Genomic DNA, 13,036 nt, shown 5'->3' with positions numbered 1-13,036 from the left:
CAACGGGCACCTTCAGCTTAACCTAGCAACACGTGCTGGTAACCTATCCAAAGTTAATGCATTTTATCAGGGAGTCACATCTGCAGCTCCCTATTAATTTAATATAGAATACCCCTTAGGATATTTCCTAAGGGATACTCTAGTAAATGAGATGCTTTAAACTGGTGGTAATGCAGTGACAGTGATTTCATTAGAATATCCGGCCTTACTACCACCTACTATTAACAATCTGTACTTCACTGGTGTTCCTATGAACGCTGGTGCCGAGGCTGTAGTTGAATTTGCGTCTAATGGGAATGTCAAATCATTCCACACACCATCTTCTTGAGACTGTTGTAACACTACGCTAGTAGCACCTACTGGCTTACTAAATGTGAAATTAATCATCAATACATATTGCGAATAGTCCAGATCTGAAATTGGAGTTACGCTATTCTCGTCTTATACCTTATGGTTTTATAACGAGTCTACACCGTGCGGGCGACTTTCATCGCACACGGCGTTCTATCAACAGATAAAAAGGTCTCCTTTCGTCGTCTGAAACTTACAACGGGCATCTTCATTCTATCAAGCTACCCTCACCTTTGCCGCATCATCAATGTGCTTAGCGTGACCAGCTTAATCGAGTGACCCACATTTCTTATTTTGATTGTGCGTTTATCCGATGGCGGCGTTGTCACTGTATCTGATAGAAAAAAGGAAAACATACCCATTTCGCTCTTCCATTTGCACTGTTGACTTTGAGTACACTCTAACTTGTAAACTAAACATAAAACAAGGGAGGGAGCCTCTCATGGGTGATCAGCCATTAACGATTCAACAAGCAGCCGTTAGAACAGGACTTAGTGTTCATACTCTTCGCTATTATGAAAAAATAGGATTAATGGAACCGGTGGCTCGAGGGGAGAATGGCCATCGCTCTTACCACACACACAATTTGGAATGGATCGAGCTTATCGCTAGGCTTCGTAATACCGGAATGCCTATAGCAGATATGCAACGGTTTGCCGATCTGATGAGACAAGGTAACGACGGCATTGGACAGAGAAGACAATTATTGCAGGAGCATGAGCAGACACTTCTGGCGCAGGTAAAGGATCTACAAGACACGTTGCGGGTATTACGAGGAAAAATTGAGTACTATCAAGCGTGGGAAGCAAGGCATTCAAAAGAAACGAAACAAAATACCGAATAAGGGGAAATTTCAGATGAGGAGTTTGCCGTTAGGATCGACAGGACTACAAGTCAGTGCGCTTGCTTTAGGCTGCCTAAATTTTGGTTCCAAAACCGACCAAATTACTTCTTATCGATTACTGGATCACTATAGAGATGCTGGTGGTACTTTTTTAGATACAGCAAACAATTATGCCTTTTGGAATAAGGGATGCGTAGGTGGGGAAAGTGAATTGCTGCTTGGGCAGTGGATGAGAGAACGCCACAATCGATCACATATGTTTGTAGCAACCAAAGTAGGAGCAAAACCACTTTTTCCAGGTGGCGGATTTGAAAATAAAGAAGGCTTGGGAAGGAAGGCCATTGAACAGGCCTTAGATGCAAGCTTGCAACGTCTGGGCACCGATTATATCGATCTGTATTATGCTCATATAGATGATGTCCATACGTCACTCGAAGAAACTCTAGAGACTTTTGACTCCCTCGTCCGGTCCGGAAAAGTAAGGACCGTCGGTTGCAGTAATTATCAGCTTTCTCGAGTCATAGAGGCAAGTAATATTAGTAAGGAGAAAAATATTGTCTCATACTCATGTATTCAACAACGCTATACTTATCTTCACCCTAAATCAGATGCTGATTTCGGCATTCAAGTTAGCGCAGATGTTGAGCTGCTGGAATATTGTAGGCGTAATAAAGATATTGTCATGTTAGCCTACTCTCCCCTGTTACATGGTGCATACACCAGACAAGGTGAATCGTTTCCAACCGCTTATGAACACCCTTCTTCCAAAAAAAGACTTTCCGTTTTAACAGAAGTTGCTACCGAGGTAGGTGGAACGTTGAATCAAATCATTCTTGCATGGATGCTCCAACACTCACCGCCAACGATTCCTGTCATAGCTGCTAGCAGCTCCAAGCAACTCCAAGAAAATTTGGACTCCCTAACCCTTCATTTAAGTCAGGAGCAAATGCACCGCCTGCATCAGGCATGAGTACGGCTTTTGTTCACAACCGCCTCCTTTCTACAGGCGGTTTTTCGTTTGGTAGTCAGGCGGTATGAGTTGCTGTTAGAAATACTGTAGTTGCCTCGTGGCGTATCTGGTACTCACCATTTTTCAAGACACAACCAACTCCCTAATAACCACTATTCAGAGCCTGTGCGATTCAAAATACAATTCGTACTTTTATGCTTTCCCCACCAGATGCCCCATGTCTTTCCATCTATTTGAGAATTTCGGCAAGTTTTGAATCTCTCCATCAAGAACAAATAATCAGGAGGGAATTTACTGATATCGTAACACACGCCTCCGCACCCCTACATCAAACTCATGACCTACTTTCAAGCGTTTCCTCTCTGATCTCGCATATCACCCTGAGTAGGACTTGCTCTTACTACTTTTTTCTAATCGTTTATTGGACACCCATTCAAGGATTGTAAAAGCCACTGTGTATGGATGAATTATGGCTTTATTTCGACTGTGAGTGAGTATACTTCCTCTTGTGGACGAGCTCATTTGGATTTTTCAAAGCCATACCAGACGATGTGAAACAGGATGTGACAAATGATAGCGGATAACAAGCCACTTTTCCAGAATAGCCACCCGCAGCAAATACCTACAATGAAATTCGCTGAAATTGCATACGTAAGCAAGGGCAGTGTCAGCTTTCCGACGGTTTGCTGGGCTCCAGGAAGGTGAATCAAAGCGAACAGCATTGAGGACATCGCGATCGCTAGCCAATTAACCAAATTCGCATCACTGTTGGCTAACCACTTATTCATGCTCCAAACGAGAGTGCTCATGAGTCCCCAGCGGAAGATCAGCTCTTCGACAATCCCACCATATAATACCCTCGTATCTAATCCTACAATTTGTCTTGCCCGATCAATCTTTGCAATCACGTTTTTATCAGTGACCTTTACGAGATAACCGTAGTAATAAATCAGATGTAAGGCAGCGCATAGGAGGGAAATAAGGAAGGTCATGGTTCCAATCTCAGAAAGCGTTGGTGCTGAAAAGCCAGCATCCTTGTATAACCAGGCGCCAGCCAGAACACTTGGGATAACGAGCACCATGTGGCTCACGAAACGAACGAAATACGGGATGTCATCACCACCAGTATCTTTGATTAGTATCGGCTCTTTTTTTAGCATCGCTAGCACACCAGGTAATGCCAAAGAGAATAAAAGTAATGCCAGAAGCTAATCCATGCCCCAACTCCCCTTTGCAACGCCATATTAGGCTCTCGTTATTTCGATTTTTCCGCAAGTATCAAGTCATGCAGTCTGTTCGTGAATCGCTGGAAATGGATAATTTCTTCTTCTTCCAATTTCGAAAAGTATTTTTCTATGACGACATCGTCGAGTGATTCGATCTCTGCATACATCAGTTTCGCCTTTTCTGCCAGCTTGACAAATGTCTCACGCCGGTTTGCTGGATTTACTTCACGTTTTACATAGCCATCCTGTTCTAGCTTGGCTACCAGCTGGCTTGTAGAGCTAAGTGACATATTCAAATGCTTGGCGAGCTCACCAATTGTGATCTTTTTATGCTCCTGTACTTGCTGTAGAAGGATGGATTGCTTTGGGGTAATTTCAAAATGGTAGAGGGCTTGAAAATCCTCTGCTAATAAGGCATTGATTTTATCCATCATTTTGAGTGTTTCTTTTATCGTTTCTATCTTCATCAGAGAAGTACTCACCTCACAACACTTTAACAACTTAAACTGTTTATTTATATTGAATATTAAATCGACGGAAATGTCAAGTGATGCCATCATTGTTTACCCCACATCCCTTACACCCTGAATAAATTAGGTGGGTGCCTATGCCAGGCTCCACTTAGTGCCCACTATTTGACAAAATTACTAATGTCGCAAAAATAATGCAAGCTGTGAGCAGGCTCTGTCCCTTTTGCCTGAGCATCGATGTGCAATATGGGCAACGAGTAGTCTTGATCGGAATCGAAGTAATGCAGTGCGGGCACAGTGTTTGCATCATTACATCATTATTCCGGGCCGTTGATATTTGATCTCTTACCTTATACCTTGGTAGGAGTATGAACGAAAAGTAAAATACGGAAAAATTGTATTGATATTTTCAGTCGTCCAGCTAACAAAATTATGTAGACAAAATAAGTATTGGCTTTGAACCTGATTAGTGTGAGGCACCCTCGTGAGCTATAAGCGGGGATGGTAGTCTCTGTTTACATGGGAAAAGCACAAAGGGGAGCATGCATGATGCATCTCCCCTCATTTCTCCTCAGCGGCTTCCCATAAATATATTTATAAATATCTCGGATGATTCAATAAAAACTGAAACGAGTTCCGTATGTCGTCTGCTAGCATCTAGCGGAATTTTGACGGATCTGATCTCGTTGACGTGTCATTTAAGGAGTCCCCTACCATACCTTCAAAAACGGTATTGCCCAACTGATCAGCCCGTTTAATCACACCAGTGTACAGCCCTAGTTTGTCCTGGAAATATTCGTATATAAGGATTTTGTTATATCAGAACAAACTCGCTATCGCATCAACACGAGCAGCGGAATACCCTTACTCAGCAAACAGCTCCTCTGCAGCATCAAGAATCCGGTCTTTTGTTCTGGCTGCATCATACGTCTTTTTCTTCTTTTGCATGATTTTAAACAGCTCCATCTAATTTCAACTAACTAGTTGGATTATCTGTTTTTGCATTTCATTTATCAAGTATAGCTGGTCGATAAGAGAGCGGCACTCAACGGAAACTATTCGTTAATCATGACGAGATTGGCTCGCGAAGTTGAAGAATTTTAAGTCTTTATTCCAAAGGTAACATAACTAAGACCCGTTATATTTGTCCAAGTAAGGGTACTCGCAGCTTTAATAAGCTCCGGAGTTGATCGTCATCAGGCGAACCACCCGGGTACGCCGCCATCCTGCTTCAAGAAATGGGTTGGCATCTCCACCTTTCCAATCAGAAACGAGTTTACGGTATTTTAAGCCAATCAGGAATGGAGATCTTCGGGCTGCTTGTGATCGCTGTTTGCACACAATCGTCCATGCCCCCAAAATAAATCTCTCGATCGACCAATCCTGGACCGTAATGTGCGAACTTTCCCGAATTCGTCATGAGTGTTTTGCAATCATGGGGAACAGTGGTAGAAATCATGCAAAGGCAAATGTCCATCAGGAAGGTCGCGCCAAACGCTTCGATTTTTTTTGCAACTCCAGCTTCTTTTGCTTTTTCATACACATAGTGACTTGTCGTAATGAAAAATCTCACATCGGGATGGCACTGTTTGCCCTCCACCAATTGCGCCAATTCCACACATTCTTCAAATGAAAAATGGGGGCTGCCCATCAAGACGAGATCAACTTTCTTTTCTGATGCGGTGGATAATTTTCGCCAAACATCCGCGATCTCGTCCGGAGAAATTTGCCAATGGTTCAATGGCGGGTAACCACCAAATGCCTCTTCCAACGTTGAAGCTTCCGGTGTGATCCTGATCATATGAAACATGCCCACTGCCCCACCGGTGGCAACTGCGGCACCAAATGCTTTTAATTGATCGGCTGATGGTTTCTCCTTTATTCCGCGGATTACAGGAACACCACTCCCGACACGACTTCCAATCAGATAACCCAAGACTGGATAAAAGGTGGAATCGATCTTCTCGTATTCCGGCATATCAATCAGCACTGTACCAAGACGGGCTTTGTCAAGGTGAAACCCTGCTAACGGAGCCCTTCCGGTAAGAGCCGCACAAATGTCCATAAAGTCTCCATATCGATTCGTACGCGCGCCGATCACACTATTCGCATAGACAACCGCGTTCGATTCAGCCCAGGCGATATGCTCCCCAAAAACAGGGGCCTCTGGCAATTGATAAGGCGAACACGTAAAAGTCGGTTTCGCACCCATGCGCTCATAGGCAGTCGCCAGCCGATCTGCAAGGTGTGCGAATGCTGGGTCTACACCTTGAGTTCTCCAAGCTTTCCGGTCAATTGAGATGGCGTTCATACTTGTTGGCACATGCACCTGACCTCCAGCGTCTGCCAGCATCTCAGCAAATTGCAAACTTGCTTCTCCCGTATAGATACACCCATCGATGTGTGCTCGCGTAACATCAATGAGCTGTTTTGCCCCTTGAACCTCCGCCATTCGCAACAGGATTCTCATTGCCATTTGTCGGGCAGTGCCTTCTGCTCCAGCAAGTAGTTCTCTATCTCGTTGTGAAAGTTCAATTTCCCCCATAGATGAAACCTCCCTGCCCAAAGTAATACTCAATAACGAAGCATGACGATCCCGTCTTCTTCTATGCAGGCGGTTGATGCAAGCAATGCCTGCTCGAATGGAGCTTCATCTAGTACGATAATGGGCAGTTGCATGGAGAAAATCTCCTCGGCGACAATACCACCTAGCGCTACGATTTCATCCGTTTCAGCTAACAAAATTGCTGAAGGAGCATGCCCCGAAACAATCGCATCCAATAGAACACCGCTTCCGCTGCAAGATCCGCGTCCTTTTGGCAGAACAAGGATGTGATTCGCAAGCGAAACACCGCAAAGAGGATGATGACGATCCACAACCACTCCGGTAGCCGGATTGAATCCACCCCAAAAGCTTAACGGTACATTTGTTCCGATAATCGTTCCTTCTGCCTTTCCCTTTGTGAGGATACGTCCTTTCGTCTCAATCATTGCCATGATTTCCACTTCCTTTGCCGAGGAGCACAAACCGATTATTTTATCCCATCAGCAACTCCGCATCTTCTCGGATCAGCAAACGTACACAGCTCACCCGTATCTTTGTCGAGATAGCATATCTGGAACGATCCCATGTGATAATCCCATATGCCAGATACTTTCATTTGCAATCCCAATGCCATGAGCTCTTTTTGCACTTCTTCCGGAATTCTGTCTTCGATAACGATTGATCCACCTTCTTGAAGACCAAGCATTCGTGGAGCTTCTACCGCCTCATAAGGCTCCATTCCAAAGAACAGGTAGTTACATAGTACCTGGGCTACTGATACATGAACGTTGCCTGGTGTACCAAGCTGCATTACAGGCTTTCCGTCCTTTAACACCATAGTGTTGCCGATGACGCACCTTATTCTGGCCCCTTTTGACTGGTAGTACTGCATGTGGCTTGATTGTACATTAGGTAGGGCGTGTGAGCCCACCATTGGAATTCCTTTTACTACCTGTCCGGGTATCCCGCCAGATTGCAATGTGTTCATCATTTGTACCCAGTTTCCTTCGCTGTCGACAATACTTAGTTCACAGCTTCCCGAAGGTTGATCTTGATGACTGTTTTGTCTAGGAGTTGGCATTTTCCCTGCACCTGAGAATCGATCTAAGAATGATACTCCACCACTAAATCCTGTAGTAAATCTGGTGTGATTCGTCAAATCTACTTTGGGTTTCATCCCTTCTATAAGTCTTGCAAGATTTTCGTGAAATTGTCCGTCTAAAAATGTGTTCACATCAAAGCTTAGAACCTCTGGATCACTACTATATCCACACATTGTTTGTGCTAATTTTAGCGTATGGGCCATGTAGAAGATGTGGTCCGCCGAATACGGTTTTACTTTTTCGATACCCAGTTTTTCCAAAATTCCAAGAACTAATGCTAAAAAAATCCCTTGCTGCTGTGGCGGTGCTAACGAGACGATTTCATACTCACCGATTTTAAATCTGAGCGGCTCAATCCATCTGGCCGGTGTTTCTGTCATATGCTCTTTTGTGATCATCCAGCCCATGTCATTTGCCTTCTGAATAAATGCCTCTGCCCATCCACCCGTTATCATATAATCTGGGCCTTCTTCCGCTACTTTTCCTAGAGTTTCAGCCATTTCTTTTGAAGCGAACTTCTCTCCTACATGAGGAAAGCGACCCTTGGGCATATAAAACGCTCTACCCTCCGGAAAGAATGTAACAAAATCTTCTTCGAAAACATTCAGTTCAAATTCAAAGCATGAGACATGATGCCCGTTTTCCGCCCACCAAATCGCCTCTTCACAAAGCTCTGCCCATGGTTTCGTCGCAAACTTTTCATATAGTGCTTTTAAGCCGGGCATAAAACCAGGAATAACCGATCGCGGTGGTATCGTCGCATATACACCCATTCCTTGAGGTACAGGCATATGTGCCGGCAGATCTGATGGAAACGTTCCCATTGAATCAAGCTGATAATATTTGTCTTCTTTTGCGTTATAGCATAGAAAGGTAACAGTACCAGTATGATTCGTCATATAAGGTTCGACCGCTGCCTGAACCATACATCCGGCAATTGCGGCATCAACGGCATTGCCTCCTTCCGCCATCACTTTTAACATCGTGTGAGTGACGACCGCATTATCCGAGCTTGCTGATGCCCTCACTCCTTTAATGACCGGCTTTTTACCTGGAAGCCATTTGGGGTCAGATAAATTAATTTCTCGTGGGTTCATCATTATTCTCATATCCTTTCGATTTTAGATGGTGTAATACACAACATGCATGATTCAAATCATTCACTCACTCTTTGTCCGCCCACTTCCAATCGACTTTTCCCAGTCCATCGATTAAAACCCCTTTTACTTTGGGGTTATGCACAAAGGAATACGTGTAGTAATAGACTGGCGCGACTGGCATTTCATTCATTAGAATTTGTTCTGCTTGAGCCAAGAGTTGCTTCCTTTTTGCCGGATCAGGTTCTATTCCCGACCGATTTAAGAGTTCGATATATTCTGAGTTTTCCCAATGCGGAGCATTGTTAGGAGCATTTTTTTCTTTGAACAATTCCAAGAAGTTGATCGGATCGTTGAAAGCCCCTGACCACCCCAAACGCCCAACCTGAAAGTTCCCTTGTGCCATATTCTGCAGGTAAACTTTTAACTCTTGATTTTCCAATTTCACTTCCACACCGAGATTTTTTCTCCACTGATCTTGGGCCGCCTCAGCCACCTTCTTCTGAATTTCCGCAGTATTGAATAAAAGTGTTATCGGTGGCAAGGTTGAAATCCCCAGTTCTTTCATCCCCTCGGCCAACAGTGTTTTTGCTGTTTCTGTATCATTATCTGGAAAGTAACCGTCTGCTTTTAGCGCCATAGTTGGCGGCAATACTCCCAATGCCGGCTGTTGACCTCCTTGCAATACGTTGTCGACAATCGTTTGCCGATTGATTGCATACGCAAATGCTTTACGGATCTTTGCATTGGTAAATGGGACTTTCTCCACATTAAAAGCAAACCAATAGGTTGCAGCAAACGGCTGACTCGTTAGCTTGCCCGACTCCTTCAGTGCAGGCATGGCATCGGTTGGCAAGAAGCTCATGGGAGAACCTGCCCAATCAATATCGCCATTTTCATACATAGACAGCTCAGTGTTTTCATCCTCAACCATGGAAAAATTGATTTTATCTAGTTTTACAGCGCTTTTATCCCAATAATTCTCGTTCTTGGCCAAAATCATTTTGTTTTTATGATCCCATCCTTCTATCTTGAACGGTCCGTTTCCGATGAGCGTTTTTGCTTCGGCAGCCCAGTTCTGATCGCTTACGACGGTCTTTTTGTGAACGGGGAGGTAAACCGTGTGAGCAGTCAGTTCAATAAAGAACGGGGTCGGGTTTTCCAGTGTAACTTGCAGTGTGCGATCGTCAATGGCTTTTACACCGATTTCATCCAGGCTTGCCTGACCCTTGTTCGCCTTTTCCGCATTTTTGATGTAGTACATGAGGAATGCCGCTTGAGCAGCGGTCTTGGGATCAAGTACACGCTTCCATGCAAATTCAAAATCGTGAGCAGTTAAAGGATCGCCATTACTCCACTTTGTGTCGCGAAGTGTAAACGTGTAGGTTTTCAAGTCTGGGGAAATATCGATTTTTTCAGCCACGGATTCATGTGGCTTGCCATCTTCCCCTGTGCGGGTCAAACCATCAAAAAGAGCTTTTGCAATGGCCATAGCAGTCGTGTCGAATGCTAAACCTGGGTCAGCCGTGGGAGGTTCGGCATGCAAATTCCAGTTTAAAACCTTAGGTTCTGTTGAATTTTTCTTATCATTATTTGCTGTCGGTGTCGCTTCTTCCTTTTGATTGCCACATCCAGTTAGTGACGTGCCAAGTACGAGAATGAAGCAGACCAATACAAATAGACTCTTCCTCATACACAAGCCCTCCGATAGGATACTATATTTGTTTCTCTCATTCTTCCAATCCCTCGAAATGGACAGCTATCTCAGCCAGAATAGTGACGCTTATTCTGTTTCTAAGGTCAAAGCAAACTTCTGTGGCAGTTGCATCAATAACAATTTCTCCGTGTTCATTTAGAATCTCTTGATAAAAGCTAAAACTTTTCTTTCCCCTTCGCAGTGGTTTCGTCTTGATTGATAACCTCTCACCCTGTCTTGCTTCTTTGCGATAATTGATGCCTGCATGAACGACTACAGTGCTTATCCCTCTCTCTGCTTGCTGATTGTAATTGATCCCAGCTTCTCTGTACCACTCTTCTCTGCCACACTCCAAATACTGCATATACACAGCATTGTTTACATGTCCGAGGAAATCCAGATCAGTGACTCTCACCCTTATTTCCGTTGTTACTTGCATGTCCACATCGCCCTTTCGTTCTCCAATCAGGTTACATTGACGTCGCTTTGAAGTACGGACTCAGCAACATTGGAAACGTAAACGCTGTCATCTTTTGAATCAACTTGGTTCCAACATTCCCGACATTCGTTTCCCCTTCCAAATGTCTCTGAAACTCTTTTTTTCAATAACATTTTTTCGAAAGCCACTCAGCTTCTTTATATACTGGATTTGGATACTGATAAAATCCCTTCCCGGTCTTGACTCCAAGGTGTCCTTTTGCAACCATTTGTTCCAGTTCCTTCGGGGGCTTATCTGATTCATCACCAGTCTCGAAGTAGTAATTTTGTTCAATATCTCTTACAACATCAAGCCCAACCTGATCCATCAACGCAAAAGGGCCAAATGTTGTATGAAATTCCAGCATCCAGGCTCGATCAATCATTTCAGGGCTGCTATACCCATTCGCCCACAGGAACAAGCACTCTTTTTTGACTGCCCGCCAGACACGGTTAAAGGAAAAGCCTTGAATCTCTTTATGTGTTTCAAAAATAATACACTGCAGTGAATGTAAAAATTTCTTGGCAATGAATTTGGTGTTTTCAGACGTTTCCGAGTTATACATAAATTCAACAGGATCGAGCTCAGGTGGGCCCATATTATCAGGCGCTCCCAAATTGATATTAAACATGCGATCCTTTCGGCTGACATCGGCTCCAATTTTCGAACTGCACATGGACGAGCTATTCGTTGCCAGCAAGGTTCTCTGAGGGGCCAACACGTCTATTTCCTGCCAAATTTTTTGTTTTAATGCTAGATTTTCCGGAACAGCTTCAATCACAATATCTGCATCGACCACACATTCAGCCAGAGTACTGCACACGTGAATTTTTTGATACTTTTCCTCTGCCTGCTCTCTTGTCAACAAACCTTTATTTACATAGGTCGAAAACACATGCTGTATATTGTTGAGTGCTTTTTTCAGACTATCATTTGATACATCGTAGACATATGTAACTTTATGAGCCGATGCACAGCGAAAAGCTATCAGCCACCCTTGGGCTCCCAGCCCCACTACTCCCACTTTCTCGACTAAACCCTCTTGCATAATATTCTCCCCTCTATTCATGTAGTTACCTTCTCCATCTAGGCTTTACTCCGTCTTTCAACCTTTCACCCTATTTGCCGCGAACTTTTGCATTCATACGGACACCTAGCGCTTAGTACGTTTTGGGAATAGCAGAAATACCTAACATTTCCCGTGCTTGGGCTGGCGTAGCTATTTCACGATTAAACTCTTTGGCTATGCGGACGATTTTTTCAACAGCCTCTGCGTTGCTTTTCAGCTTTTGGCCACGTTTTACATAGATATTATCCTCCATCCCTACCCTTACATGCCCCCCCATCATTATACTCAAGGTAGTCAAGGCCCATTGATATTTCCCGATTCCAATCGTACTAAACACGGTATCATGAGGTAACTCACTGATCAGATTAAGCAGGTTTTGAGGCGTAGGATAAATCCCAGTTTGCGTTCCCATGACAAATTGAACAAAGTAAGGAGGTTTGACTAGTCCTTTCGTAATCATTGTTTTGACAGTCCAATAATGCCCCGGTTGATACACTTCCAACTCTGGTTTAATCGATTTTTCTGCCATACGAGAGGCAAAACTTTCAATAACTCCATAAGTAAAAGGAATAACACCATCGATTTCTAATGAATCACGAGCATGTTGCAAAGGCGACCTTCTTTCAATGAACTTCACTCTTTCCATAAACGGCCCCATATTTAATGTAGCGATTTCTGGATTAGCCTCCAGGACGTTTAATCTGCCTTCCATAGTAGACTGAAACCCCAAGCCGGTAGAATTGTTGATGATAATCTCTTTACATTTGCTCCGAACAGCGCCATTAACCTCCAATACCTCTTCCGGGTTTTCGGCATTTTTCCAAATACAATTGCGGTCTCTTGCGTGAATATGAACGATACTGGCCCCAGCATTATAAGCCTCATACGCTGATTGGGCGATTTCCGCCGGAGTTTCGGGAAGATTAGCATTCACTTCCTTACCTTGAATACCACCATTTACAGCGCAAGTAACAACTAACGGGGGTAATTTTCCAATTCGTTCCATCCAATCATAACTATTGGCGAAATTCCAAATGTAATCGTTATCCATTTTTCTCACTCCTTCATGTTTGGCTATCTGCTGTTCTTCACCAGTTTTTTCAGTCAGACTTGGTAATCACCACCTGATATAAGAGATTGAACGGACAATCTGGTATTCATGGACAGGTTTCAATTACCACGAAAGA

At 43.8% G+C, this 13,036-nt stretch carries 11 protein-coding genes; 2 read left to right on the top strand and 9 right to left on the bottom strand.

Annotated elements, in window-relative coordinates; genetic code table 11:
- Window positions 1–793: 793 nt before the first annotated feature.
- Window positions 794–1,195 carry a MerR family transcriptional regulator gene (locus tag ADS79_RS15390; RefSeq protein ID WP_049739320.1) on the top strand — a complete coding sequence of 134 codons (402 nt, stop codon included), beginning with the start codon at window positions 794–796 and terminating at the stop codon, window positions 1,193–1,195.
- A gap of 13 nt (window positions 1,196–1,208) precedes the next feature.
- Window positions 1,209–2,165, top strand: a complete 957-nt coding sequence (locus tag ADS79_RS15385) for an aldo/keto reductase (RefSeq protein WP_049739319.1) — start codon at window positions 1,209–1,211, stop codon at window positions 2,163–2,165.
- Between the two features lie 518 nt (window positions 2,166–2,683).
- Here ADS79_RS15385 and ADS79_RS15380 read toward each other — a convergent pair.
- From ADS79_RS15380 to ADS79_RS15340, 9 genes are all read right to left on the bottom strand, one after another.
- Window positions 2,684–3,325 (bottom strand): CPBP family intramembrane glutamic endopeptidase, encoded by a 642-nt coding sequence (locus ADS79_RS15380; RefSeq protein WP_049739318.1) that lies wholly within the window; start codon window positions 3,323–3,325, stop codon window positions 2,684–2,686.
- A gap of 95 nt (window positions 3,326–3,420) precedes the next feature.
- The gene (locus tag ADS79_RS15375) at window positions 3,421–3,858 is read right to left on the bottom strand and encodes a MarR family winged helix-turn-helix transcriptional regulator (RefSeq protein ID WP_049739317.1); all 438 of its coding nucleotides are present in this window, start codon (window positions 3,856–3,858) and stop codon (window positions 3,421–3,423) included.
- Window positions 3,859–5,137: 1,279 nt separating this feature from the next.
- Entirely contained in the window at window positions 5,138–6,406 is a 1,269-nt protein-coding gene (locus ADS79_RS15370; RefSeq protein ID WP_049739316.1) for an aconitase X, read from the bottom strand.
- Window positions 6,407–6,435: 29 nt separating this feature from the next.
- The gene (locus ADS79_RS34955) at window positions 6,436–6,858 is read right to left on the bottom strand and encodes an aconitase X swivel domain-containing protein (RefSeq protein ID WP_049739315.1); all 423 of its coding nucleotides are present in this window, start codon (window positions 6,856–6,858) and stop codon (window positions 6,436–6,438) included.
- 35 nt (window positions 6,859–6,893) lie between these two features.
- Window positions 6,894–8,609, bottom strand: coding sequence for a gamma-glutamyltransferase (locus ADS79_RS15360; RefSeq protein WP_049739314.1), 1,716 nt, complete (start codon window positions 8,607–8,609; stop codon window positions 6,894–6,896).
- A 64-nt stretch (window positions 8,610–8,673) separates the two neighbouring features.
- Window positions 8,674–10,299, bottom strand: coding sequence for a peptide ABC transporter substrate-binding protein (locus tag ADS79_RS15355; RefSeq protein ID WP_049739313.1), 1,626 nt, complete (start codon window positions 10,297–10,299; stop codon window positions 8,674–8,676).
- 37 nt (window positions 10,300–10,336) lie between these two features.
- Window positions 10,337–10,741 carry an acyl-CoA thioesterase gene (locus ADS79_RS15350; RefSeq protein WP_049741003.1) on the bottom strand — a complete coding sequence of 135 codons (405 nt, stop codon included), beginning with the start codon at window positions 10,739–10,741 and terminating at the stop codon, window positions 10,337–10,339.
- Between the two features lie 163 nt (window positions 10,742–10,904).
- On the bottom strand, window positions 10,905–11,849 hold the full coding sequence (locus ADS79_RS15345) for a 3-hydroxyacyl-CoA dehydrogenase family protein (RefSeq protein WP_084765896.1): 945 nt from the start codon (window positions 11,847–11,849) through the stop codon (window positions 10,905–10,907).
- A gap of 91 nt (window positions 11,850–11,940) precedes the next feature.
- The gene (locus ADS79_RS15340) at window positions 11,941–12,900 is read right to left on the bottom strand and encodes a beta-keto acid cleavage family enzyme (protein WP_049739311.1); all 960 of its coding nucleotides are present in this window, start codon (window positions 12,898–12,900) and stop codon (window positions 11,941–11,943) included.
- Window positions 12,901–13,036 lie beyond the last annotated feature (136 nt).

It is taken from the genome of Brevibacillus reuszeri (genome assembly GCF_001187725.1).
In the GTDB taxonomy this organism is placed as follows: domain Bacteria; phylum Bacillota; class Bacilli; order Brevibacillales; family Brevibacillaceae; genus Brevibacillus; species Brevibacillus reuszeri.
Note: the sequence above shows the minus strand (reverse complement) of the source record. Positions and strands in the feature narration are given on the sequence as shown.

Coding starts and splice junctions, on each gene's coding strand:
- ADS79_RS15340 (WP_049739311.1), bottom strand. CDS start 12,900: ATGGATAACGATTACATTTGGAATTTCGCCAATAGTTATGATTGGATG.
- ADS79_RS15360 (WP_049739314.1), bottom strand. CDS start 8,609: ATGATGAACCCACGAGAAATTAATTTATCTGACCCCAAATGGCTTCCA.
- ADS79_RS15350 (WP_049741003.1), bottom strand. CDS start 10,741: ATGCAAGTAACAACGGAAATAAGGGTGAGAGTCACTGATCTGGATTTC.
- ADS79_RS15380 (WP_049739318.1), bottom strand. CDS start 3,325: ATGCTAAAAAAAGAGCCGATACTAATCAAAGATACTGGTGGTGATGAC.
- ADS79_RS15355 (WP_049739313.1), bottom strand. CDS start 10,299: ATGAGGAAGAGTCTATTTGTATTGGTCTGCTTCATTCTCGTACTTGGC.
- ADS79_RS15385 (WP_049739319.1), top strand. CDS start 1,209: ATGAGGAGTTTGCCGTTAGGATCGACAGGACTACAAGTCAGTGCGCTT.
- ADS79_RS15370 (WP_049739316.1), bottom strand. CDS start 6,406: ATGGGGGAAATTGAACTTTCACAACGAGATAGAGAACTACTTGCTGGA.
- ADS79_RS15345 (WP_084765896.1), bottom strand. CDS start 11,849: ATGAATAGAGGGGAGAATATTATGCAAGAGGGTTTAGTCGAGAAAGTG.
- ADS79_RS15375 (WP_049739317.1), bottom strand. CDS start 3,858: ATGAAGATAGAAACGATAAAAGAAACACTCAAAATGATGGATAAAATC.
- ADS79_RS34955 (WP_049739315.1), bottom strand. CDS start 6,858: ATGGCAATGATTGAGACGAAAGGACGTATCCTCACAAAGGGAAAGGCA.
- ADS79_RS15390 (WP_049739320.1), top strand. CDS start 794: ATGGGTGATCAGCCATTAACGATTCAACAAGCAGCCGTTAGAACAGGA.